The sequence below is a fragment of the Vibrio sp. 070316B genome (assembly GCF_013114115.1).
Taxonomy (GTDB): Bacteria; Pseudomonadota; Gammaproteobacteria; order Enterobacterales; family Vibrionaceae; genus Vibrio; species Vibrio chagasii_B.
In genome coordinates this window covers 47,995-71,648 of record NZ_VTYC01000006.1, presented here as the reverse complement: position 1 = coordinate 71,648, position 23,654 = coordinate 47,995, and the positions used below count along the sequence as shown (strand labels likewise).

The following is a 23,654-nucleotide window of genomic DNA, read 5'->3' as shown; positions in this document are numbered from 1 at the left end:
TATGGTTATTATCAATGGAACTTGTTTGAGGTCACACGCACAAAACCATAATTAATGTATGGTAATTACATAGATTAAATAATATTAATAATATTGTATTACTTTATTTTTAATTATTGATAACTCGCAGTGTGCGAAAGGTAAAGGTAGGACAAGCTATGATTCAAATCGTCATTGATGGGAAATTTCGAATCGTCGAACAAGGGCAAACCGTTCTTGAGGCGGCCAAAACATGTGGTTTAGAGATTCCATCGTTATGTGGTTTGAACAAAACAGCGGACAAAGTGCCGTGTGATTTGTGTGTGGTTGAAGTGGATGGGATGGGCGTAACACGCTCGTGTGAGCTTGAGGTCGTCAATAGCTTGAACATTACGACTCAATCTAAACAGTTAACGGTTCATCGCCAAGATGCGTTGAATCGAATCATGGCAGACCACTATGCTGACTGTGAAGCACCGTGCCAAACCGCTTGCCCGGCCGGAGTCGATATCCAGTCTTACCTTCATCACATCGCGCAAAATGATCATACTAAAGCCATTGAAGTGATTAAGAAAACACTGCCGATGCCACTATCGATTGGTCGTGTGTGTCCTGCTTTTTGTGAAACGGAGTGTCGAAGAAACTTAGTCGATGACTCTATTGCTATTCGTCAGCTCAAGCGACACGCAGCCGATGCCGATTTGGCCGCTCAAGAGAGCTACATGCCAGCGAAAAAAACAAGCAAAGGCAAGAGCATTGCGATTGTTGGTAGTGGTCCTGGTGGCTTAACCGCTGGTTATTATCTATCCAATGAAGGTTATGATGTCAGTGTTTACGAATCGATGCCTAAAGCTGGTGGCTGGCTACGTTATGGGATTCCTGAATATCGTCTACCGAAATCGATTCTAGATAAAGAAATCGAGCTTATGTGTCGTAATGGAATGGCAGTAGAGTGCGATAAAAAGCTCGGTGTTGATTTCACCTTGTCGGATCTTAGTCGTGATTTTGATGCGGTCTGCTTAGCCGTGGGTGCGTCACAAGCAGTTGAGATGAATTATCCCGGTAGTGACCTTGGAGGCTGCTATTTGGGTGTCGATTACCTGAAAGACTATGTGACTGACAAACATTATATTACCGGCAAAAAAGTTGCTGTGATTGGTGGTGGTAACACGGCGATTGACTGCGCACGAACCGCAGTGCGTGATGGCGCTGATACAACACTCATCTATCGTCGTACGCGAGATGAAATGCCAGCTGAAGACTATGAAATCGAAGAAGCTGAACATGAAGGTGTGAAGTTCCACTTCTTGACCAACCCGGCAGAGAATATTGCTGATGACAATGGCCATGTATCAGAAATTCGATTAGAACGCATGGCGCTGGGCCCTGCTGACGCTTCTGGTCGTCGTAGCCCTAAACCAACGGGTGAGTTCTTTGTTGAAGCGTTCGATACGGTTATCGCTGCGGTGTCGCAAAAGCCTGACCTAAGCTTCATGGATAACGAAGAGATTGATATCCCACTGACACGTTGGAACACCGCAGATGCAGATCCGCAAACCATGCACACAGGTACGGGTAATATATTTAGTATTGGTGATTTCAGACGTGGTCCAGCGACGGCAGTAGAAGCAGTCGGAGACGGGCGTATTGCTGCGCAAGCGATCGACCGATTCTTCAATGGTGATATGGAAAATATTCCGGCTAAACCGTTTAACTCAAGAAAGCATAAGCAGCTCAAAGCCGTTGATCCCGAGCAGTACAAGTCGATACAACGCATGGCACGTAAGATTATGCCAGAGCTCACTCCAGAGCAGCGAGAGCAGAGCTTTGAAGAAGTCGAGACTGGCTTTGATAATGCTGATGCAATCGCTGAAGCTGCAAGATGTTTAGAGTGTGGTTGCCAAGCCAATACCAATTGCGACCTACGTGATTACTCGACTGAGTACAAGGCAACTCAAACGCACCCTGAATACAAAATCGATATTGCTTCAAATGAAAGCTGGCAAGCTATTCGAACAGAAGAAGCGAAAGTGGGTTCAACAAGACAGAAGTTTGCTGTCGACAATAGCTCTGAATTTATTATTTTCGATGCCAACCGCTGCATCAGTTGTGGTCAGTGTATCCAGGCGTGTCGTGAACAAAATGTTCATGGCGTTCTAAGCTTCATGAATCAGGCTGATGGTAAGCCCGCTTCAAGACCTGAGTGTCGCCCAAATTTCGGGGCGAATCAGACTTTAATGGGTGACTCGAACTGTGTTCAATGCGGCTCTTGTATTCAAGCGTGCCCAACTGGTGCGATGGTGGACGCGAGAGATAGAAAGCAAGGTGACACCGACGTTCTTAAGAAGGTCGACACTATCTGCACCTACTGTGGTGTGGGCTGTAAGCTGACCATGCATGTTGAAGAAGCGAAGAACAAAATCCGTTATATCGAGGGAGGTAATTCTCCGGTTAACGAAGGCATGCTGTGTGTTAAGGGGCGCTTTGGTTTTGACTTCGTGAGCAGTGATGCTCGCCTCACAACACCATTGATTCGTAAAGATGGTTGGTTGCAACCTGCGAGTTGGGAAGAAGCTATCATGCTCATTGCCGATAAGTTCACGGCGATTAAACAAGGCTTTGGCAGTAATGCCCTAGCGGGCTTCTCATCGGCTAAAACCACCAATGAAGATAACTATGCGTTCCAAAAATTCGTTCGTCGTGAACTAGGTACTAACAACGTCGACCATTGTGCTCGCCTTTGCCATGCTTCAACGGTAACTGGGCTTGAGGCTTCTCTGGGCAGTGGGGCGATGACTAATGACATCCCAAGCATCAAACACTCAGATGTCATTTTTATCATTGGTTCTGACACCACATCCGCGCACCCAATTATCGGCTCGCATATCAAACAGGCAGTAAGGCATAACGGTGCTCGTTTGATTGTCGCGGACCCTAAGAGAATTGATATTGCCGATCACGCTGAGCTTTACCTAGCACATCGACCGGGTACTGACGTAATGCTGATTAATGGTGTGATGCAGCAGATCATTAAACACGGTTGGTATGACCAAGAATACATTGATGACCGTGTCGATGGCTTTGATACCTTGCTGCAAGAGGTAATGTCGCCAAGTTATTCGTTAGACAAAGTAGAGCTAGTAACTGGCGTTAAAGCAGAAGACATCTTCGCGATGGCGCGCTTGATCGGTACTGCAAAACGCACGGCGGTGTATTACTCCATGGGTATCACGCAACACACCACTGGCCACGACAACGTTCGATCTATTGCTAACCTGCAACTGTTGTGTGGCAACATAGGTATTGAAGGGGGCGGTATCAACCCGCTGCGTGGACAATCGAATGTTCAAGGTGCTTGCGACATGGGCGCATTGCCAAATAACCTCCCGGGCTATCAGAAAGTGTATAACCCAATGGTTCGCCAAAAGTTCGCGATGGAGTGGGGCATTGCTGATTTGCCGGCTGAAACGGGCTTAACACTGACCGAGATTATTGATGGGGCATGTAAGCGAGATGTGCGTGGTTTATACGTAATGGGTGAAAACCCTGTGCTAAGTGATCCGAATCAAACTCACGTGATTGAAGGGCTTGAAGCGTTAGATTTCCTTGTGGTGCAAGATATCTTCTTAACCGAAACGGCGCAGTATGCGGATGTGGTTCTGCCATCTTGCTCGTTCGCTGAGAAGTCTGGTCACTTCACCAATACTGAGCGACGTGTTCAGCGTATTAACCCTGCGGTATTACCTCCTGGTGATGCGAAAGAGGATTGGGTGATTATCCAAATGCTAGCCAACGCTATGGGTGGTGGTTGGAGCTACGATTCGGTTGCGGACATTACCAATGAGATTGCTCGCGTCACGCCACAATATGGTGGTTTACGTTGGGAAAACATCACGGTTAATGGCGTGCAATGGCCGAGTAACAAGAACAACCCTGACGGTACCCGTATCATGCACCAAACTCAGTTCACTCGTGGGCGCGGTCAAATGGAAGCGATTCCGTTTCGATATGCGGCTGAGCTTCCAGACGAAGAGTACCCGCTGGTACTTACTACCGGGCGTATCCTAGAGCAATTCCATACAGGCACCATGACGCGCAAAACAAAAGGCTTAGATAACTTGGCGGGGCCACGTGCGATGGTCAGTGTTCATGATGCTGAGGCGTTAGGGATTTCCAACGGACAAATGCTCAAGGTGTCGACACGTCGTGGTGAAATTGAAATTGCGGCGTTTGTAACGAAACGAATGCAGCAAGGCGTCGTGTTTATTCCATTCCATTTTGTGGAATCGCCAGTGAACCGCCTGACGACAACGGCAACCGATCCTCATGCCAAGATCCCTGAGTTTAAGGTTGCGGCGGTGCGCATTGATCCCATTCGAGAGTCTGTAATTGAAGTTACAGAGGTTTAGCCCAATCCGTTAAATTGCTGGTACTAAAAAGCCGCGTAACTCTCAGAGCTATGCGGCTTTTTTATTGAGCTCTAATTAGGTGTCCATTGACCTAATCAGTAAATAGCTTAGCTCGGAACAATCTCGTTACCGTGAACACCGAATTGCTTAGCTGCGTATGCAACGCGCTCTGCTGGTTTCGGGTATTCAGCTGGCGTACCAAGGTTCTCAATATGGTGTAAGCGTGGTAGCAGACCTGCGCCGTTCGCGATTTGTATAGCCAAACCTGGACGTGCGTTAAGCTCAAGTACCATTGGGCCTTCTTCTTGGTCTAAAACCATGTCAGTACCCATGTATCCAAGACCTGTCATTTCCCAAGCGCTTGATGCCAGTGTTAGCAACTTTTCCCAGTGAGGAACTTGCAATAATGCTAGCTCTTTACCTGTATCTGGGTGATGCGTCACCGGTTGGTCAAATTGAACCGCTCGTACCGCTTTGCCCGTTGCAATGTCGATCCCTACACCAACAGCACCTTGGTGAAGGTTAGCCTTACCATCAGAAGCAGAGGTTGAAAGACGCATCATCGCCATGACAGGGTAGCCTTTGAATACGATGATACGTACATCTGGCACCCCTTCGTAACTAAAGCCATCGAAACACTCATCAAACTTAATCAGGTTTTCAACAACGGCAACGTCGTTCTTACCACCTAGTGAGAAAAGACCAGCAAGAGCGTTACTGATGTGACGCTCTACATCTTCTTCATTAATGGTAGAGCCAGACGGCTTGGTGTAAACGCCGTCTTTGTGTGAGGTGATGACAAGGATACCCTTACCACCACTCCCTTGAGCCGGCTTGATTACAAAACCAGGCCATTCTTTTACCATCTTATGGATTGTCTTTACTTCAGCTTGGTGACTGATCACGCCGATAAGCTTAGGTACAGTTGCACCAGCTTGTTCAGCGATGATTTTAGTCTTTAGCTTGTCATCAACTAACGGATACTTGGAACGATCATTGTAGCGGCCAATGTAACTATGGTTACGCTTGTTCATTCCCATGATGCCTTTGTCTTTCAACCGAAACGGCGAAGTAAACTGATCAAACATAGCTTAGTCCTCCGTTAGCGGTTTAAAGCGACGAAGCTCAGTCAGACGGTAGCCTGTGTAGTTACCTAGTAACAAGATGGTCGCAAGGATAACCAGTTGTAGACCGATAAAGTTAAACGTTAAGTGTTGAATGAACGGGTTAGTCATACCCAAGTAAACAAGAATCGCAGTGAATAGAGAGCCACCGCCTTGTAGCATTACTTCTTTCGCACCTTCTTCTTCCCATAGGATAGACATACGTTCAATCGTCCAAGATAGGATGATCATTGGGAAGAACGTAATAGACAGACCTTCAGTCAGGCCCACTTTGAATGCCACTACGGTAAACACAGAAATAATCATGATTACCGTGATAATCACCGCGGATATCCTGGCTACCAGTAGCAAGTTAAGCTTGGATAGGTAACTTCGAATCACAAGACCCGTACCGACAATCAGAAGGAAACCAACGATACCTGTTACTAGCTGCGTTTGAACAAAGGCAACCGCAATCAGAACCGGCATGAAGGTACCAGATGTCTTCAATCCGATGATGACTCGTAAGAACACCACGATTAATGCACCAATAGGAATCAGCATGATGGTTTTAAACATCGCTTGCTCTTCTAGCGGTAGGCTGTGAATCGATAGGTTTAATAGCTGGTCTGCAGAGACTTTGCTGTTGGTTGCTTCAGTCGGGGTGACCTCTTGAGCAATCATAGAGAAGTGAACTTTACTGTTTTGGCCGCCAACGACATCTAATAGAGATACGTTTGACTCGTCCCAAATCAATAGGTTTGGTTGAATTTGTTGTTCGCTTGACTCAGGAGAGAATAGGATCCACTGATCGTTGTCCCAAATTTGAATCATGTTCTGGATAGACTGACGACGACGGCCATCTTCTAGCTCGATAACACCAACCACTTTGTTGTGTATTTTCGCTGCCGAAAGTAACTTGTGTGTCGCTTCCACTTTGGTCATGTTGTTCAGAAGCAGCGCAGAGTTTTGGCTATCTGGATCATTAAGCGTTTTGATTAGCTCACGAGTGAAGGTTAGGTTGTCCGCTGAACGCTTGGTTGCGCGGTCAATTAGTGCAAGAGACGCCGCTTCTTCTGGGCCGTCGAAGCTTGGTTGAGCAACTTCACCTTCTGGCGGGTTTTCAGTAACTTTTGCTTGGCTGTCGACTAAGAATTGAGTCTTGTAGTAAATAGTTTGCGGGCCATCAGCATAACGGATAGACCATTCAGCGCGGCGGCCTGATTCGGTATTCAAGTATGAGATACCGTAGCCTGGTGATGACGCTGACTCGCTAATAAGTGTGTAGTTAGACTGAGTATGAGGAGCCGCTAATGAAACCTTCGCTTCTTTGCCTACAGCATTGAATTCGATACGTGCTTCAATGTCCCACACCTGCCTGGTTTCCCCTGGGGTCCAAGGAACACCATAGGTCGTATGTCTGAACATACTCAGTGTTATGCCTGCTACGATGAGCAGGAAAATAGAGATATAAAATGGAATTCGTGACGTCATAGCTTACCCTACTATTGTTATTTGGCTTCCGTTTGTACGTACTGTTTACTTACATCTACTAGCGCGATGTCTTTGATAAATTCGCGCCCTAGTAATACAGGGTGACTCATTTGAGAGCGATCCGCCAATGTAAATTGCGCTTTTTCATGGATTTTTCCAACTTTAACCCATAATTCGATCACAGCTCGACGTTCTGCTTGGTCGGTCGTTGACTGACGGATTTTCACATAACGTACAACAGGCGCTTCAATCCATTTTTGATCTTCTGTCGCTTGTGATTTATCAGCTAGGTGGAATCGTACCCAATCTTTGCCATTGCGTTCGAATTCTTTGATATCGACAGCATTCAAAGAGGATGTTGTTGCACCCGTATCAACACGAGCATCGAAGCTTTGTTTGATAGAGTCGATAGATACTTTTTCGATGCCGCCAAGGATTGTCGGCTGTGAAGTCGGAGCAACAGGAGCCGCTGCAACTGCGACTGGCTCTTCTTCTTCCAGTTCTTCAATCACTTTGTGTTCCATGCTGGTTAGGTGAACATCAAGCTGTTGGGAAAGGGTTGCGATTTCGTCTTCTAAGCTTTCAATGTAATCGCTTTGATTGCTTAGTTGCAGTTCAAGATTTTGAACCTTATTTGCGATGTTTGTCTCTGAGCGGGCAATAGCGTCGAGAGTTTCTTGGTGGTAGGCCGCACCGTTAGTTAGGGTACAACCAGAGAGCAAACCAACCGCCACAATTGGCGATAATCGCTTAAACATAAAAAAACCTTTGGGAAATTTGAGAATAGTTCAGACTATTTAGAATTTTAGCCCACAAAAAAGGATGCGTGAAGCATCCTATTGTAAGAGTCTGGTCATATTGAATCGCAATGTGAGCGCTACGCCAATTATTGCTATTTGAGATAGCTCATTTATTAAACACTGATCTGTTTTAGAAAATAAATGAGCTCTAGAGACAAATTTTGTTACGACGCAATTTGGGCTTTTGAATATTTAGTTTATGGCTTGGTTGCGACAAGAATAGCGCGTCTCGGCGCCGGGTGACCTTCAACGGTTTTACTTGGGTCGTTTGGATCTAGGTAATCTGGCAGAGAGTTGTGTGTCATCCACTCTGTCGTGCGCTGTTCACCAATTGTTGTGACATTCTCATCCACGATGCGTACGTCTTTAAAGCCAACTTGTTCAAGCCAGCGTTTCAGTGCGCGAGCAGAAGGGAAGAAGTACACGTTTCTCATCTGTGCGTAGCGATCAACAGGCACTAATACTGCGTTCTCATCGCCTTCAATCACTAGAGTCTCCAGCACTAATTCACCGCCAGACACTAATTGGTCCTTCAGTTGAATTAGGTGATCCAATGGAGAACGACGGTGGTACAGCACACCCATGCTGAATACTGTGTCATAGGCTTCAAGTTTTGGTAGCTGTTCGATACCCAAAGGTAGAAGGTGAGCACGTTGGTCGTTGCCCATTAACTTGCGAATCGCTTCAAATTGAATCAAAAACAGGTGAGAAGGATCAATACCAACAGTTAAGCGAGCCCCTTCACCTAGCATGCGCCACATGTGGTAGCCGTTACCACAGCCAACATCTAGCACCGAACGGTTCTTTAATGGAGAAATATGTGGAAGCACACGATCCCATTTCCAGTCACTGCGCCACTCTGTATCGATATGGATGTCGTGAACCGTATAAGGACCTTTTCTCCACGGGTGGAACGTCTTCAATAAGCTTTCTAGCTTTTTCAGTTCACCTGTGTGGTATGGCGTAGAACTACCAATCGTCACTGAATTTTTCAGGTCAACTTGATCTGGCACGTCTTGTGGAATCTTGTTTAACGCACGTAACCAACGATCGAAATCACCGTGCTCTGCATTTTGCCAATCCGTCAGTTGCTGTGGCAAAACGTTAAGCCACGGCTGTAGGCGAGTATCTTGGGCAATAAGTTGATAAAAATTGGCAAAATTAAACATAGTTTTTCACTGAATTGGTGGTGTAAAAGTTATCGTGTCATTCACTACGGTGAGTATGACGTTCTAGTACGAGCTAACCGAGTTTGCGCGCTATTTAATCGCGAACATTGATCCAAAGTTAAAGCATTGGAACCATACTTCGCTGCTTGAGAAGCCAATCTTATTAAAGCGCTCTCTGTGAACAGGGATAGAGTCAGGGCGCATTACGTTTTCAATCGCGCTACGTTTTTGGCTTACTTCAAGTTCGCTGTATCCGTTAGCACGTTTGAAATCATGGTGCAGGTCGATAAGCAGTTCGTTCGAACTTTCATCTTCGAATACGTATTTCTCAGACAAGATTAAGATTCCGCCTGGGCGCAGGCCAGCATGAATTTTTTCAAGTAGGGCGTAGCGATCGTCTGGCGACAGGAATTGCAGCGTGAAGTTAAGTACTACTACCGAAGCGTCTTTGATTTCGACTTCGCGAATATCGGCTTCGATGACTTCTACAGGCGTGTCGCTGCGGTACGCGTTAACGTGTAATTTACAGCGTTCAACCATCGCTTCTGAGTTATCAATAGCGAAAATTGTGCAGCCTTCTTGCTGGATGTGACGACGCATGGAAAGTGTTGCAGCGCCCAGAGAACAACCCAGGTCATAAACGTTTGAATGCGGTTTTACGAATCGCTCCGCTAACATACCGATAGCTGAGATGATGTTGCTGTAGCCAGGAACCGAGCGTTGAATCATATCCGGGAATACTTCTGCGACCCTTGCATCAAAGGTGAAGTCTCCAATTTTATCAATAGGAGCGGAAAAGATGTTGTCTTTGTTGCTCATGGCATTCTCTCTCGACAGTCAGCGTTATTGGTATAAAACTCGTACCAAATAAAAGGGGGCGTATTTTACGAAAAAATAGGACTGCTGTCACGAAAACTCAGATTACAGCTGAGGATTACTGTTGTAAGTACAAGAAGCCTTAAAACATCGAGATTTGATGATTGCCTTTCTGAGCTGGAAATTGTTCCAGGTCAGGTAGTAATAGTGACGTATTTTCAGACACTTGCTGTTGCAATAACTCATAGATGGCGATCGCGAGTTCCGGCGCATGATTGTTGTCTGGAGTGTGGATCATTAGATACGGTTGTTTGCCGTCACTTAACCACTGGGGGATTTTGCTAAACCAAGGTTTGAAAAATTCGATATTTGGCGCTTGGTCAGGGTGACCGATAAAACGGATCATCGGGTTGTTGGCCGTTGCAATGGCATGAACGGGCACGCGTGGCTTTTTCTGGTGTGCGTCGATTACCGCTTCTGTGGTTGGCGGCGCAGAAAAAACAGGGCGACTATCCATAATGATGCGGTTAATGCCTTCTTCCACGAGCCATTGGTTAAAGCGTTTTTCAGCATCGCCTTTATCAAAGAAGCCTAAATGGCGAACTTCAACGCCGAGCTGCATCTCCTTTGGAAACAAGGTGCAAAATTTTTGCAGAGTAGGAAGCATACTAGGTTCAAAGCTGTGTGGTAGCTGTATGGTCCACTGACCTATGCGATCATGGAGGGGTGACATGGTCATTAAGAACTCTTTGAGCTCGGCTTGGCAGTGTCTAAGCTGTTGCTGGTGGGTGATGAACTTGGGCAGTTTGAAGGTGAACTTGAAGTCATCGTGGCTTGCCGCTTTCCAGTTATGCACGGTAGTCATACTCGGCGTCGCGTAAAAGGTCGTATTGCCCTCTACGGTATGGAAAACTTGAGTGTACTTTTCAAGGCGCTCTGCGGGTTTGGTGCCTTTACCGTAGAACTGACTTTGCCACTCAGAATGAGACCACATAGTTAATCCAAGTCTTAGAGGTAAAGTGTCCATCGTTTTTGCACCATTAGTCATCACATTACTGCTTTTAATCGAAATGAAAATCTACTGTACGAGACTTTTGCTGATTAAGGTACTTTCGAGATATAATTATCGCAATTTTTTTGGTTTTGGTGAATCTTTGCGCGTTTGATGAGCTAAAAAGCAGCAAAGCCAGATAAAACACAATAAATTCGAGTGTGGAAGGTCGATTTTAACCGAGTTTCCGCGTATAAATGATTCTTTGCTCTGTTATGTGGAATGACCACTGACAGCTTGGAAATTAGTAAATAATTAAGAGATTGGGAAATTCATTATGCGTACCCATTACTGTGGTAACCTGAACAAGTCCCTGGCGGGACAAACTGTAGAATTGTGCGGCTGGGTAAACCGTCGCCGTGATTTAGGCGGTCTTATCTTTATTGATATGCGTGATCGTGAAGGCATCGTTCAGGTTGTTGTCGATCCAGATATGAAAGATATCTTCCCGATCGCTAACCAACTGCGTAATGAATTCTGTATCAAATTTACTGGTGAAGTACGTGTTCGTCCTGACAGCCAAGTAAATAAAGACATGGCTACTGGTGAAGTAGAACTTTACGCGACTGGTCTAGAGATCATTAACCGTTCAGAAGCGCTTCCACTAGACTTCAACCAAACGAACTCTGAAGAACAGCGTCTTAAGTACCGTTACATCGATCTTCGCCGTCCAGAAATGAGCGATCGCATCAAGCTTCGTGCACGTGCATCTAGCTTCGTTCGTCGTTTCCTAGACGAGAACCTGTTCCTAGACATCGAAACACCAGTACTAACTAAAGCGACTCCAGAAGGCGCTCGTGATTACCTAGTACCAAGCCGTGTTCACAAAGGCAGCTTCTACGCGCTTCCTCAATCTCCTCAGTTGTTCAAGCAACTGCTGATGATGTCTGGTTTTGACCGTTACTACCAAATCGTTAAATGTTTCCGTGATGAAGATTTACGTGCTGACCGTCAGCCTGAATTTACTCAGATCGATATCGAAACATCGTTCATGTCTTCTCAAGAAGTACGTAACATCACTGAAAAGCTAGTTCACGATATGTGGAAAGAGCTTCTAGATGTAGAACTAGGTCAATTCCCAGTAATGCCTTTCTCTGAAGCGATTCGTCGTTTCGGTTCTGATAAGCCAGATCTACGTAACCCACTAGAGCTTGTTGACGTTGCTGACCTAGTTAAAGACGTTGAGTTCAAAGTATTCTCAGGCCCTGCTAACGACGAAAAAGGCCGTGTAGCGGTTATCCGTGTTCCAGGTGGTGCTAAGCTAACTCGTAAGCAAATCGACGGTTACGCAGAGTACGTAAACATCTACGGCGCGAAAGGTCTAGCTTGGATGAAGGTTAACGACCGTGCAGCAGGCATGGAAGGTATCCAATCTCCAGTTGCTAAATTCCTAAGCGAAGACGTAATCAACGGTATTCTGGATCGCACTGAAGCTGAATCTGGCGATATCATTCTGTTCGGCGCAGACAAAGCGGGCATCGTTGCTGAAGCAATGGGCGCACTTCGTCTTAAACTAGGTACAGACCTAGAGCTAACAGATACATCTGCATGGGCTCCACTGTGGGTTGTTGACTTCCCAATGTTTGAAGAAGACGGCGAAGGCAACCTACACGCAATGCACCACCCATTCACATCACCACTAGGTGTGACTGCGGAAGAGCTAAAAGCGAACCCAGCAGCAGCAAACTCTGATGCATACGACATGGTAATCAATGGCTACGAAGTAGGCGGCGGTTCTGTACGTATTCACAACGCAGAAATGCAAACTGCTGTTTTCGGTATCCTAGGTATCGAAGAGAAAGAGCAACAAGAGAAGTTCGGCTTCCTACTAGATGCTCTTCAATACGGTACTCCACCACACGCTGGTCTAGCATTCGGTCTTGACCGTCTAGCAATGCTACTTTGTGGTACAGAGAACATCCGTGACGTTATCGCATTCCCGAAAACAACAGCAGCTGCATGTCTACTAACAGACGCGCCAAGCCTAGCAAACCCTGCATCACTGGAAGAGCTAGCAATCGCTGTTAAAGTTGCACAAAAAGAAGAGTCGGCTGAATAAGCTAATAGTGACTCTTTCTTTGAGTGACTTTCTCTTTAAGTAACCTTCTTTTTAAGTAAATAAAAATGCCCGTTAATTTAACGGGCATTTTTTTTAACGTTCGATATACTAAGCTGATAAAGCATGTATAAATAATCAGTACTAGAAGTTATGTCTATTATCTTAGGGATCGACCCTGGCTCTCGCATTACCGGTTACGGCGTGATTCGTCAAAATGGCCGTCATCTGTATTACTTAGGCAGTGGGTGTATCCGAACCTCAGAAAAAGAGCTGCCAGGCCGACTCAAGCAGATCTATGCGGGCGTGAGTGAAATCATTACTCAGTTTCAGCCAGATGTGTTTGCCATTGAACAGGTCTTCATGGCAAAGAATGCGGACTCGGCACTCAAGCTGGGTCAGGCGCGTGGTAGTGCAATAGTGGCCGCTGTAAATGCAGATTTGCCGGTTCATGAATACGCGGCTCGTTTAATTAAGCAAGCGGTAACAGGTAATGGTGGTGCAGATAAGTCTATGGTTCAAAATATGGTGATGAGCATGCTTAAGTTGCCAGCTAAGCCACAGGCTGATGCCGCCGATGCGCTAGGCGTAGCGATCACTCACGCCAACACCAACAAAACTTTGATTGCACTGGCGGGTAAAGCGACAGGCGCGAGAAAAGGGCGTTATCGTTAATTTCCCATCTCCAGTTAGCTTCAGGTTACCTTCTCTTTTTCCATTGATGAGCCTCACGTTTGGTTTGGCTCAGATCACAGCAATACGCCGCTAAATCCTTGATGAAATGAGATCTTTCGAACAGAACCTAAATAATAACATTGCGCACTGTTTAACATGTTATTAACATTGGTCGGAGGTCTTATAAGTTAATCAAGGATGATCACTGATGAACCCTATCAAGTTGTGGCGCGTGCTATTTCTGCCCAAAACTCGCGAATGGAACAACAATCAAACCAGACAAGCCGACATCTTATTACTTTTCACTTTCATCGCTCTCTTTGTTGGTATCTACAGCTTTATTAAATGGACAAAACACGAGGAGCAGCTGCTTGTTGCTACTTCTGTGTTCCTTATCGTCTTTGAACTGCTCTCAGCCACGTTACTTCGTGTTACTGGAAAACCAAGTTTGGCACTTAACTTTGGTTTTGTGGGTATGGCGGTACACGCACTGAATATCATTTATCAAAGTGGTGGTGTGGTGGACTCGACGCAGGCCTATTGGGTGCCTTTGTTAGTGGTTGCTTTCTTTTTATCAGGAACCCGCATTGTCGCTTTGGTGTGGAGTGGACTGGTGATTGGGGTCTCCTTAGTGATGACGTCCGCTCATTTAAACGGGTTCATATTTCCGCAGTTAGTGCTTACTCCAGAAGCGTTGGTTGTTGAAACATGGTCAGGTGTGATTATGCCGCTGGTGGTGATCTGTATTGCCCAAGCATTTACAGCAAAGCAAAAAGAAGTGGCTATCGAGATGGCAGAAGAAGCCATTTCAGAGAGTCAGCAGGTCGCCAACAAAGCGACACAAAGTGAAGGACGTTTGTCAGTTGTGCTTGACCAAGCTAATTCAAACTCTGAAAGCCTACAGGACGTTTCTGTCCATTTAGAGCAACAGTCACAAGACTTACATGCGCAAGTCGAAGTGTTGAACATCAATTGCGAATCTCAGGCGAGTGCTGCCGAGGAGATGAGCCAGCAACTGCATCAAATGACGCAAGGTATCGCAGAGTCGAATTCGTTTGTCGGTGAGCTCAAAGAGCGCAGTGAAGCCGTTGGTACTAAAGCGCAAAAGAGTTCTGAATCTCTTGAGGCCTCGACCGGAGCCATCAGTCAAATCATACAAAGTAACCAAGAGATCATGAAAGTCGCTGACTTAATTACTTCGGTAGCAGAGCAAACCAATTTACTCGCGCTGAATGCCGCAATAGAAGCGGCTCGCGCAGGTGAGCAGGGCAGAGGCTTTGCTGTGGTAGCTGACCAGGTAAGGGAGCTGTCAGCAAAAAGTAGTCATTCAGCTATCGAGATCCGAAGCTTGTTGGATCGCAGTAAAGTGGAAGTGGAGCATGGCAGAGCGATCATCGAAACCACGGCCAATGAAATGAACAGCATTATTTCAGAGGTTCAGACTATCTCTACTGATGTGAACCAGTTAACCGATATTATGGCAATGCAGATGGACTCACTGAAAGAGCTGGATCTTGCGAGCTCAGAAGTGGCACAGAGCGTTGCGGAAACAAAATCGGTATCAGGTTTAGTGGCTAATTATGGTTCTGAACTGACAGGACATGTTACCTCTGTCAAAGATCTAGTCGAAAGCCTAAATAACGTGGTCTCCCAAGCTAAACAAGCGTAAATAAATCCCTCCAAAAAACATAAAGAACTGGATAAGCATCCAGTTCTTTTATATTCTGTCCCTCAAACTAAATTCCATCAAGAGAGCGAACTGTGATCGGACGTCTACGCGGTACATTAATAGAAAAACAGCCACCAGAATTATTGATTGAAGTCAGTGGTGTTGGTTACGAAGTACAAATGCCAATGAGCTGTTTTTATGAACTACCAAACGTAGGCGAAGAGGCAATTATCTACACGCATTTTGTAGTACGTGAAGATGCTCAGCTACTTTATGGCTTCAACACGGTTAAAGAGCGGGCGTTATTCCGTGAAGTCATCAAAGCAAACGGTGTGGGCCCTAAACTTGGCCTTGGTATTCTTTCCGGTATGACGGCGAGCCAGTTTGTTCAGAGTGTTGAGCGTGAAGACATTTCTACGCTAGTGAAGCTACCGGGTGTTGGTAAGAAAACCGCTGAACGTCTAGTTGTTGAGATGAAAGACCGACTAAAAGGTTGGGGTGCTGGTGACCTGTTTACGCCTGCGACTGACGCGGCGCCAATTGACTCTATGCCAACCGTTCACGATGCTGAAGAAGAAGCGGTAAGTGCACTGCTTGCATTGGGCTATAAGCCGACTCAAGCTTCTAAGGTGGTTTCTCAAGTGGCTAAAGAAGGTATGACGAGCGAACAGTTGATTCGTGATGCCTTGAAGTCGATGGTTTAATAAAAATCGACGCTGACGATGTAAGCTCAGTTATTGCATCGTGTTTATCTCTAGCGACTACTATCTCGTTAGAATATGCTTAGTATTCATTAGCTCGAATATTAGATAACGGCTAAGCAAGAATTAAAGAAAACAGAGTTAACACTCTCAAATTGGAACTCTCTATGATTGAAGCAGATCGCCTCATTGCTCCTGACAATCCGGTCTTTAAAGATGAAGATGTTATCGACCGTGCAATACGACCAAAGGCGTTAGCCGACTATCAAGGTCAGGACCACGTTCGTGACCAGATGGAGATTTTCATCAAAGCGGCGCAATTGCGTAATGAAGCACTTGATCATCTGTTGATATTTGGTCCTCCAGGCTTGGGTAAAACCACATTGGCGAATATTGTAGCCAATGAGATGGATGTAAACATTCGCACCACTTCTGGGCCGGTGTTAGAGAAAGCCGGCGACTTAGCGGCGCTGCTGACCAACCTTGAAGAAAATGATGTCCTATTCATTGATGAGATCCACCGCTTAAGCCCTGTGGTTGAAGAGGTGTTGTATCCAGCTATGGAAGATTACCAGTTGGACATCATGATTGGTGAAGGCCCTGCGGCGCGCTCTATCAAGATTGACTTGCCACCGTTCACTCTGATTGGTGCAACGACGCGTGCTGGTTCACTGACCTCTCCACTGCGTGACCGATTTGGTATTACTCAACGTCTCGAGTATTACAAAGTAGAAGACTTGCAAAACATCGTACAGCGCAGCGCTGACTGCCTTGGCCTTTCGATGGAAGCAGAAGGGGCGTTGGAAGTGGCTCGCCGAGCTCGTGGTACACCACGTATTGCAAACCGTTTACTGCGCCGCGTCCGTGATTATGCGGAAGTAAAAGGGGACGGACATATTTGCCCTGAGGTCGCAGACAGCGCACTGAACATGTTAGATGTTGATGCCAAAGGTTTTGACTATATGGACAGAAAGCTTCTATTGGCAATTATGGAGAAGTTTGGTGGCGGCCCAGTTGGTATCGACAATATGGCTGCAGCAATTGGTGAAGAGAAAGACACCATTGAAGATGTATTGGAGCCTTATCTAATACAGCAAGGTTATCTACAAAGAACACCAAGGGGCCGAATCGCGACTGATAGAGCCTATTTACACTTTGGGATAGACCTACCGTCTAATCGCTAAATTATTCATTTTTAAAGATCCCAGTTGCATAAGCGCTGGGATTTTTTGCATTTTACTGAATAACAACTCTTTGCGCGAGTCGCTATAAAGCTCAAATAGGGCTAATCAAAAATGAAAACTTTGATTTCAGCTTTGATTTGGCTAACAAAAATTGAAATAAGTTGTCATATTTCTTGTTAATACTTTATGGGTAGTTGTGACTTGAATGTTGATGGTGTGCTGAGGTTTTGTCACAGGTATCATGCACTGTTATTAAGACAAGCCGAATTGGTGTGATTTTAATCATATTTGTACAAAATTAACCCTATTTTGCACGAATAAATTTGATACAAATCAACGCAGGGTTCTCCCATAAACCTTTTGAAACATACTGATTTTACCAGTAATATTAGCGCCAGCTATATTAGCTCATGCTTAACAATAATCTAACTATAACGGTACGTTTTTGCTACAAATTTCAAGTTGTAATAACAATTCTACAAATTGTTTTAACATGGATTTTTGAGGTGAATAATCACACAAGTGTCATTCAGCCGACACAAAGGAGTTACCATGATTGATGTTGTTGATCTGTCGCGATTGCAGTTTGCATTTACAGCGATGTATCACTTCCTATTTGTTCCACTGACTTTAGGTATGGCATTTCTACTTGCCATCATGGAGTCTGTTTATGTAATGACTGGCAAGCAAATTTACAAGGACATGACCAAGTTCTGGGGTAAATTGTTTGGTATTAACTTTGCTCTTGGTGTAGCGACAGGCTTAACCATGGAGTTCCAGTTTGGTACTAACTGGTCTTACTATTCTCACTATGTTGGCGACATCTTTGGTGCTCCGCTAGCTATCGAAGCGCTTGTTGCATTCTTCCTAGAGTCTACTTTTGTTGGCCTTTTCTTCTTCGGTTGGGACAGACTGTCAAAGCGTCAACACTTAGCGGTAACTTGGTTAGTAGCACTTGGCTCTAACTTCTCTGCGCTTTGGATCTTGGTAGCAAACGGCTGGATGCAAAACCCAGTGGGTGCGGAATTTAACTTTGAAACCATGCGTATGGAAATGGTGAGCTTCGCTGAAGTTGTACTAAACCCGGTAGCGCAAGTTAAATTCGTACACACAGTAGCGTCTGGTTACACAACGGGTGCGATGTTCATCCTTGGTATCAGCTCATACTACATTCTTAAAGGTCGTGACCTTGCCTTTGCTCGTCGTTCTTTCGCGATTGCAGCATCTTTCGGTATGGCGGCGATCTTGTCAGTAATCGTACTAGGTGATGAATCTGGTTACGAGCTTGGTGAAGTTCAGAAAGTGAAGCTAGCTGCAGTAGAGGCAGAGTGGCACACGGAAGAAGCACCTGCAGCATTTACTGTTTTTGGTATTCCTAACCAAGAAACAATGGATACTGACTACGCAATAAAGATCCCTTACGTAATGGGTATCATTGCAACGCGTTCTCTTGATAAAGAAGTAACGGGTCTACGTGACCTACGTGATGACCACGTTGATCGTATCCGTACTGGTATGTACGCTTACGAGCTTCTAGAAAAATTACGTGCAGGCGATAAGTCTGAAGAAAACATGGCAGCGTTCGACGAAGTGAAAGGTGACCTAGGTTACGGTCTACTTCTTAAGCGCTACACAGACAACGTTGTTGATGCAACAGAAGACCAAATCCAAATGGCTGCGGATGATTCTATCCCAACAGTTTGGCCTCTATTCTGGTCATTCCGTCTGATGGTTGCTTGTGGCTTCATCATGCTGTTTGTATTCGGTGCGGCGTTTGTTCAAACGTGTCGTCAGAAGATCGAACAGAAACCATGGGTACTTAAAGCAGCACTATTCTCAATCCCACTACCTTGGATTGCGATTGAAGCAGGTTGGTTCGTTGCTGAATTTGGTCGTCAACCATGGGCGGTTGGTGAAATCCTACCGGTTAACGTTGCTGCATCAGCACTAACTATTGAACAGCTATGGACTTCTCTATTCGCTATCTTGGCACTGTACACAGTGTTCCTGATTGCAGAAGTTTACCTAATGCTGAAATTCGCACGTAAAGGTCCAAGTAGCTTGAAGACAGGCCGTTACCACTTCGAACAAAACGATAACTCTGTTGAAGACAAAGTTAGCCGTTCAGTTGAAGTATAAGTGAGGGAATATTAATGTTTGATTACGAAAGCTTACGACTTATTTGGTGGATCCTAATCGGTGTATTGCTGGTAGGTTTCGCAGTAACTGATGGCTTTGATATGGGTGTTGCAGCACTTTCACCGGTTATCGGTAAGAGTGACACTGAACGTCGTATCATGCTGAACACCATTGCCCCTCACTGGGATGGTAACCAAGTTTGGTTAATCACGGCTGGTGGTGCACTGTTCGCCGCTTGGCCACTGGTTTACGCAACGTCTTTCTCTGGCTTCTACTTTGCTATGTACGTGACTCTAGCAGCGCTTTGGCTACGTCCACTGGCTCTAGATTACCGTTCTAAGATTGAAGAGCCAAAATGGCGTAAAGCGTGGGACTACGCACTTTGCTTTAGTGGCACAGTTCCGCCAATCATCTTTGGTGTAGCATTTGGTAACCTTCTACAAGGTGTTCCATTTGACCTGAACGACCTAATGATGTCTAAGTACCACGGTACATTCTTCGCTCTGCTAAACCCGTTTGCATTGCTATGTGGTGTATTGGCTCTGATGTTGTTCGTGACGCAAGGCGCAACATGGCTACAAATGAAGACAACAGAAGCGCTGCACGCTCGTGCTCGTAACGTTGCTCAGATCACAGGCCTGATCTCAATTGTTCTATTTGTTATTGGTGGCTTCTGGGTTCAATCTATCGAAGGCTATGTAATTACAAGTACGATTGACACGTTCGCAGACTCTAACCCGCTAAACAAAGAAGTATCACTTCAAGTTGGCGCGTGGATGACAAACTTCGAGACGTACCCAGCAATGTGGGCAGCACCGATTCTTGGTGTGGTTATGCCACTGTTCGCTGTGATTGCATCTCGTCTTGAGCGCGGTGGTTTTGCTTTCTTATTCTCGAGCCTATCTAACGCTGGTGTTATCTTAACGGCTGGTTTTGCAATGTTCCCATTCGTAATGCCATCAAGCCTGAACCCTGACCATAGTTTGACTATGTGGGATTCAACAGCGAGTGAGCTGACACTTGGTCTAATGACTGCAGTTGCGGCGGTAATGGTTCCTGTGATTCTTGGCTACACAACTTGGACATACTACAAAATGTTCGGTCGCCTAGATAAGAAACACATCGAAGATAACGACGTTTCAGCTTACTAAGCTAGAAGTGAAATAACTTAGGAGAAATTTTATGTGGTATTTCGCATGGATTTTGGGTGTACTTCTAGCATGTGCATTCGGCATCATCAATGCTCTATGGCTTGAGCATTCTGAAATGATGGACAAAGACAGTGAGTAATCTCGCAGAACAAGTCGCTAAGCTGCATCGACCAATGGACAAGACTCTCTTAAGAGCTTTGTCCCTAATATTGGGTTTCATGCATGTTGGTTTAGTGATGTGGGATCCTGAAGCGTATGCAGCAAGCATCGGTGGATTTAACGCGATCATCGGGCCTATGTTTATTTGGGCAGTATGCTCAAGCATGGTTTACGGTGTTGGGTTTAAACCGAGAGCTTGGATGTGGCAACTACTGTTTAGCCCATACGTTTCACTCACCATTCTGCTCTACCTAACGGTGCTACGCCTTCTATAAAATAGGTGTGGTTTAGGTTCTCATTGAACGTGAGCCTTTGTACTTGTTGGGTTTTTAGTCAAAAAGAGGTCATCTTATACAGATGGCCTTTTTTTTCGTCTATTAAATCAAAAAATTCACAGCCATATACTATTAATGATAAGGAGTTAGGTTATAGTGATGTCTTTATCGATTTTTGGTTTGTGGTATCAATTTGCAGGGATTATCTAAGCCGTTTACGTGGCCAGTAACCGTATATTACGAAGACACCGACGCAGGTGGCGTGGTGTACCACTCGAATTATCTCAAGTTCTTCGAGCGTGCTCGAACTGAGATGCTGCGCTCAATTGGCGTTTCTCAACAAGTATTATTAGAACAAAACATCGGTTTTGTAGTCCGACATATGGATATTGATTTCATTCAAGGCGCACGTCTTGATGATTCTTTACAAGTCATTACAAATATTTACGAGTTAAAGCGAGCTACCTTGGTCTTCTGTCAAGAGATCGTAAATCCTGATGGCAAAGCATTGTGTAAAGCAATGGTTAAGGTAGCATGTATCGACAATCAAAAAATGAAACCCAAGGCAATGCCAACATTTATTCTTACGGAGCTAACGAATAGTGACTGCTGAAATCTCAATCTTAGGCCTAATTCTAGAAGCTAGTTTACTAGTGAAAATGGTCATGCTGACCCTTATGGGCATGTCTGTCGTTTCTTGGGCGATGATCATCAAGAGAAGTAAGGTACTATCTCAAGCTTCTAAACAAGCAGAAGTCTTCGAAGATAAATTCTGGTCTGGTGTTGATCTGGCTAAGTTGTACCAAGAGAGCAACAAGCGCAAAGACGAGCTTTCTGGAACAGAAGAAATTTTTTATGCAGGCTTTACTGAATTTGCTCGCCTTCGTAAATCAAACGCAACGTCTCCTGACTTCATCATGGAAGGCACTGGTCGTGCAATGCGCGTAGCAGTGGCTCGTGAAGTGGATGAGTTAGAAACCAACTTACCTTTCTTAGCAACCGTTGGCTCAATTAGCCCATACATCGGCCTGTTCGGTACCGTTTGGGGTATTATGCACTCATTCATCGCGTTAGGTGAAGTAAAGCAAGCAACACTCGCTATGGTAGCACCAGGTATTGCAGAAGCGCTTATCGCAACAGCGATGGGTCTATTTGCGGCGATTCCAGCTGTAATGGCATACAACCGCTTTAGTAGCAGTGTTGGTAAGCTAGAACATAACTACGCGACTTTCTCTGAAGAGTTCCACAGCATTCTTCACCGTCAAGCGATGGCTGGCAGGGAATAATAGATGGCTGGATACCAACCTAAAAAACGTAAAATGACAGCTGAGATTAACGTTGTACCTTATATCGACGTTATGCTCGTACTGCTGATCATTTTTATGGTGACGTCACCGTTTGTTACTCAAGGTGTAGATGTTGAACTGCCTCAGGCTTCAACCGCTAAGTCAGCGCAAGATTTATTAGGCGACGACAATGCGAGTTTCATTATCGTTGAAGTGAACAAAGATGGTGAGCTTGGCCTAAGCGTCAACGACGAAGAGGTGCAGCGTGGCTTGTCATTGGAAGACATTATCGTTCGAGTAAAAGCTGAACTGTCTTTGAAACCGAATTCTCCAGTGGCGGTGGGCGGCGATGCTGCTACTCCTTACGCTGAAGTGGTTTTGTTACTTGATGAATTAAGCCGTGCAGGTGTGCCAAAGGTTGGCCTTTTAACGGATATAAGGGAATAGCTCCGTAGCATTCATGAAAGCGAATAATAAAAAATCCAATAGTTTCAAAAAGCCGCTTCTAATTTCACTTGGGCTGCACGTTGTCTTATTCGTTGCTCTCATTTGGGGAGCGGACTTTACTATGTCTGAACCAAAACCTACGGGGCAGATGGTTCAGGCTGTCGTTATCGACCCTCAATTGGTTCGTCAACAAGCTCAACAAATCCGTCAACAACGTGAAGCGGCGAGTAAGAAAGAGCAAGAGCGCCTAGACAAGCTTCGACGCGAAAGTGAAAGGCTAGAAAAGAATCGTAAGGCTGAAGAAGAAAACATCCGTAAGCTAAAAGAGCAACAAGCGAAGGATGCGAAAGCCGCACGAGAAGCAGAAAAGCGACGTGTCGAAAACGAGAAAAAACGCAAAGCTGAACAAGCGCGTTTAGAGCAAGAGAAGAAGAAAGCTGCTAAAGCAGAAGCTGACCGCAAGTTAAAAGAGGCGGCTCTAGTGAAAGCCGAGAATGAGCGTAAAGCGAAAGAAGCAGCGATTGCAAAAGCGGAACAAGAACGCGTGGCAAAAGAAAAAGCCGCACAAGAGGCCGCTGAAAAAGCTCGTAAAGAAAAAGAAGCCGCTGAACGTGCTGAGAAGCAGCGTATAGCGAAAGAGAAAGAAGCCGCCGCTGCAGCTGAGAAAGCGCGTAAAGCAAAAGAGGCGGCAGCTAGAGCTGAGAAGGAGCGCAAACAGCAAGAAGCTGCACTGAACGACATCTTTGCAGGGCTTGAAACTGAAGCGACTCAAAACTCTTCAGCAAGACAACAATTTATTAGTGATGAAGCGCAGCGTTACGGTGCAATTTACACCCAATTGATTCAACAAAACCTATTGTTAGAAGACAGCTACCGAGGTCGCTCATGCCGAGTCAACCTCAAGCTTATTCCAACAGGATCAAACGCTATCTTGGGTAGCCTAAGCATATTGGATGGCGATAGCCGCTTATGTGCAGCAACCAAGCGTGCGGTGGCACAGGTACAATCTTACCCACTGCCTAAAGACCCAGACATTGTGAAGTCACTAAAAGACATTAATTTAACGGTATCACCAGAGTAAAAGGACGAAC

The 23,654-nt window shown here is 45.4% G+C and carries 20 protein-coding genes; 14 read left to right on the top strand and 6 right to left on the bottom strand.

Features of this window, described 5'->3' with window-relative positions; translation table 11 throughout:
* Nucleotides 1–158: 158 nt before the first annotated feature.
* Complete coding sequence (gene fdhF / locus F0251_RS07350; RefSeq protein WP_171730693.1) at nt 159–4,388, top strand: formate dehydrogenase subunit alpha; 4,230 nt, start codon at nt 159–161, stop codon at nt 4,386–4,388.
* Nucleotides 4,389–4,495: 107 nt separating this feature from the next.
* Here fdhF and F0251_RS07345 read toward each other — a convergent pair whose 3' ends face one another.
* The 6 genes from F0251_RS07345 to F0251_RS07320 form a co-directional block, all read right to left on the bottom strand.
* The gene (locus F0251_RS07345) at nt 4,496–5,476 is read right to left on the bottom strand and encodes an alpha-L-glutamate ligase-like protein (protein WP_061032868.1); all 981 of its coding nucleotides are present in this window, start codon (nt 5,474–5,476) and stop codon (nt 4,496–4,498) included.
* A 3-nt stretch (nt 5,477–5,479) separates the two neighbouring features.
* Nucleotides 5,480–6,985 carry an inactive transglutaminase family protein gene (locus tag F0251_RS07340; protein WP_105057377.1) on the bottom strand — a complete coding sequence of 502 codons (1,506 nt, stop codon included), beginning with the start codon at nt 6,983–6,985 and terminating at the stop codon, nt 5,480–5,482.
* Nucleotides 6,986–7,002: 17 nt separating this feature from the next.
* Nucleotides 7,003–7,743, bottom strand: a complete 741-nt coding sequence (locus tag F0251_RS07335) for an ATP-dependent zinc protease (RefSeq protein WP_171730692.1) — start codon at nt 7,741–7,743, stop codon at nt 7,003–7,005.
* A 239-nt stretch (nt 7,744–7,982) separates the two neighbouring features.
* Complete coding sequence (cmoB, locus tag F0251_RS07330; protein WP_061032866.1) at nt 7,983–8,954, bottom strand: tRNA 5-methoxyuridine(34)/uridine 5-oxyacetic acid(34) synthase CmoB; 972 nt, start codon at nt 8,952–8,954, stop codon at nt 7,983–7,985.
* A 90-nt stretch (nt 8,955–9,044) separates the two neighbouring features.
* Nucleotides 9,045–9,773 (bottom strand): carboxy-S-adenosyl-L-methionine synthase CmoA, encoded by a 729-nt coding sequence (cmoA, locus tag F0251_RS07325; RefSeq protein ID WP_061032865.1) that lies wholly within the window; start codon nt 9,771–9,773, stop codon nt 9,045–9,047.
* Nucleotides 9,774–9,912: 139 nt separating this feature from the next.
* Nucleotides 9,913–10,797 carry a DUF72 domain-containing protein gene (locus F0251_RS07320; RefSeq protein ID WP_171730691.1) on the bottom strand — a complete coding sequence of 295 codons (885 nt, stop codon included), beginning with the start codon at nt 10,795–10,797 and terminating at the stop codon, nt 9,913–9,915.
* A 301-nt stretch (nt 10,798–11,098) separates the two neighbouring features.
* Between F0251_RS07320 and aspS the strand changes: the two genes are divergently transcribed.
* The 13 genes from aspS to tolA all read left to right on the top strand — a co-directional run bounded on the left by aspS (nt 11,099) and on the right by tolA (nt 23,644).
* Nucleotides 11,099–12,880: an aspartate--tRNA ligase gene (gene aspS / locus F0251_RS07315; RefSeq protein ID WP_008219938.1), complete on the top strand. Its 1,782-nt coding sequence runs from the start codon at nt 11,099–11,101 to the stop codon at nt 12,878–12,880.
* Nucleotides 12,881–13,030: 150 nt separating this feature from the next.
* Nucleotides 13,031–13,552, top strand: a complete 522-nt coding sequence (gene ruvC / locus F0251_RS07310; RefSeq protein ID WP_008219936.1) for a crossover junction endodeoxyribonuclease RuvC — start codon at nt 13,031–13,033, stop codon at nt 13,550–13,552.
* Nucleotides 13,553–13,760: 208 nt separating this feature from the next.
* Nucleotides 13,761–15,221 carry a methyl-accepting chemotaxis protein gene (locus F0251_RS07305; protein ID WP_171730690.1) on the top strand — a complete coding sequence of 487 codons (1,461 nt, stop codon included), beginning with the start codon at nt 13,761–13,763 and terminating at the stop codon, nt 15,219–15,221.
* A gap of 92 nt (nt 15,222–15,313) precedes the next feature.
* Nucleotides 15,314–15,925 carry a Holliday junction branch migration protein RuvA gene (gene ruvA, locus F0251_RS07300; RefSeq protein WP_008219934.1) on the top strand — a complete coding sequence of 204 codons (612 nt, stop codon included), beginning with the start codon at nt 15,314–15,316 and terminating at the stop codon, nt 15,923–15,925.
* A 164-nt stretch (nt 15,926–16,089) separates the two neighbouring features.
* Nucleotides 16,090–17,106 (top strand): Holliday junction branch migration DNA helicase RuvB, encoded by a 1,017-nt coding sequence (gene ruvB, locus F0251_RS07295; RefSeq protein ID WP_008219931.1) that lies wholly within the window; start codon nt 16,090–16,092, stop codon nt 17,104–17,106.
* Nucleotides 17,107–17,658: 552 nt separating this feature from the next.
* Complete coding sequence (cydA, locus tag F0251_RS07290) at nt 17,659–19,245, top strand: cytochrome ubiquinol oxidase subunit I (protein WP_061032863.1); 1,587 nt, start codon at nt 17,659–17,661, stop codon at nt 19,243–19,245.
* A 14-nt stretch (nt 19,246–19,259) separates the two neighbouring features.
* On the top strand, nt 19,260–20,396 hold the full coding sequence (gene cydB / locus F0251_RS07285; protein ID WP_008219929.1) for a cytochrome d ubiquinol oxidase subunit II: 1,137 nt from the start codon (nt 19,260–19,262) through the stop codon (nt 20,394–20,396).
* Between the two features lie 31 nt (nt 20,397–20,427).
* A complete protein-coding gene (gene cydX, locus F0251_RS07280; protein WP_000270284.1) occupies nt 20,428–20,535 on the top strand; it encodes a cytochrome bd-I oxidase subunit CydX in 108 nt (35 codons plus the stop codon).
* Nucleotides 20,528–20,830 (top strand): cyd operon protein YbgE, encoded by a 303-nt coding sequence (gene ybgE, locus F0251_RS07275; RefSeq protein WP_032498481.1) that lies wholly within the window; start codon nt 20,528–20,530, stop codon nt 20,828–20,830. Before cydX ends, ybgE begins: the two co-directional genes overlap by 8 nt.
* 175 nt (nt 20,831–21,005) lie before the next feature.
* The gene (gene ybgC, locus F0251_RS07270; RefSeq protein ID WP_061032861.1) at nt 21,006–21,443 is read left to right on the top strand and encodes a tol-pal system-associated acyl-CoA thioesterase; all 438 of its coding nucleotides are present in this window, start codon (nt 21,006–21,008) and stop codon (nt 21,441–21,443) included.
* Complete coding sequence (gene tolQ, locus F0251_RS07265; protein WP_008219926.1) at nt 21,433–22,116, top strand: protein TolQ; 684 nt, start codon at nt 21,433–21,435, stop codon at nt 22,114–22,116. The genes ybgC and tolQ overlap by 11 nt, the downstream gene beginning before the upstream one ends.
* Before the next feature lie 3 nt (nt 22,117–22,119).
* The gene (gene tolR, locus F0251_RS07260; RefSeq protein WP_004741086.1) at nt 22,120–22,563 is read left to right on the top strand and encodes a protein TolR; all 444 of its coding nucleotides are present in this window, start codon (nt 22,120–22,122) and stop codon (nt 22,561–22,563) included.
* Between the two features lie 13 nt (nt 22,564–22,576).
* A complete protein-coding gene (tolA, locus tag F0251_RS07255; protein WP_105057371.1) occupies nt 22,577–23,644 on the top strand; it encodes a cell envelope integrity protein TolA in 1,068 nt (355 codons plus the stop codon).
* Nucleotides 23,645–23,654: the final 10 nt, after the last annotated feature.

What these genes read in the sequence shown, in the direction of transcription:
- fdhF (WP_171730693.1), top strand. Translation starts at nt 159, where the DNA reads ATGATTCAAATCGTCATTGATGGGAAATTTCGAATCGTCGAACAAGGG.
- F0251_RS07345 (WP_061032868.1), bottom strand. Translation starts at nt 5,476, where the DNA reads ATGTTTGATCAGTTTACTTCGCCGTTTCGGTTGAAAGACAAAGGCATC.
- F0251_RS07340 (WP_105057377.1), bottom strand. Translation starts at nt 6,985, where the DNA reads ATGACGTCACGAATTCCATTTTATATCTCTATTTTCCTGCTCATCGTA.
- F0251_RS07335 (WP_171730692.1), bottom strand. Translation starts at nt 7,743, where the DNA reads ATGTTTAAGCGATTATCGCCAATTGTGGCGGTTGGTTTGCTCTCTGGT.
- cmoB (WP_061032866.1), bottom strand. Translation starts at nt 8,954, where the DNA reads ATGTTTAATTTTGCCAATTTTTATCAACTTATTGCCCAAGATACTCGC.
- cmoA (WP_061032865.1), bottom strand. Translation starts at nt 9,773, where the DNA reads ATGAGCAACAAAGACAACATCTTTTCCGCTCCTATTGATAAAATTGGA.
- F0251_RS07320 (WP_171730691.1), bottom strand. Translation starts at nt 10,797, where the DNA reads ATGGACACTTTACCTCTAAGACTTGGATTAACTATGTGGTCTCATTCT.
- aspS (WP_008219938.1), top strand. Translation starts at nt 11,099, where the DNA reads ATGCGTACCCATTACTGTGGTAACCTGAACAAGTCCCTGGCGGGACAA.
- ruvC (WP_008219936.1), top strand. Translation starts at nt 13,031, where the DNA reads ATGTCTATTATCTTAGGGATCGACCCTGGCTCTCGCATTACCGGTTAC.
- F0251_RS07305 (WP_171730690.1), top strand. Translation starts at nt 13,761, where the DNA reads ATGAACCCTATCAAGTTGTGGCGCGTGCTATTTCTGCCCAAAACTCGC.
- ruvB (WP_008219931.1), top strand. Translation starts at nt 16,090, where the DNA reads ATGATTGAAGCAGATCGCCTCATTGCTCCTGACAATCCGGTCTTTAAA.
- cydA (WP_061032863.1), top strand. Translation starts at nt 17,659, where the DNA reads ATGATTGATGTTGTTGATCTGTCGCGATTGCAGTTTGCATTTACAGCG.
- cydB (WP_008219929.1), top strand. Translation starts at nt 19,260, where the DNA reads ATGTTTGATTACGAAAGCTTACGACTTATTTGGTGGATCCTAATCGGT.
- cydX (WP_000270284.1), top strand. Translation starts at nt 20,428, where the DNA reads ATGTGGTATTTCGCATGGATTTTGGGTGTACTTCTAGCATGTGCATTC.
- tolR (WP_004741086.1), top strand. Translation starts at nt 22,120, where the DNA reads ATGGCTGGATACCAACCTAAAAAACGTAAAATGACAGCTGAGATTAAC.
- tolA (WP_105057371.1), top strand. Translation starts at nt 22,577, where the DNA reads ATGAAAGCGAATAATAAAAAATCCAATAGTTTCAAAAAGCCGCTTCTA.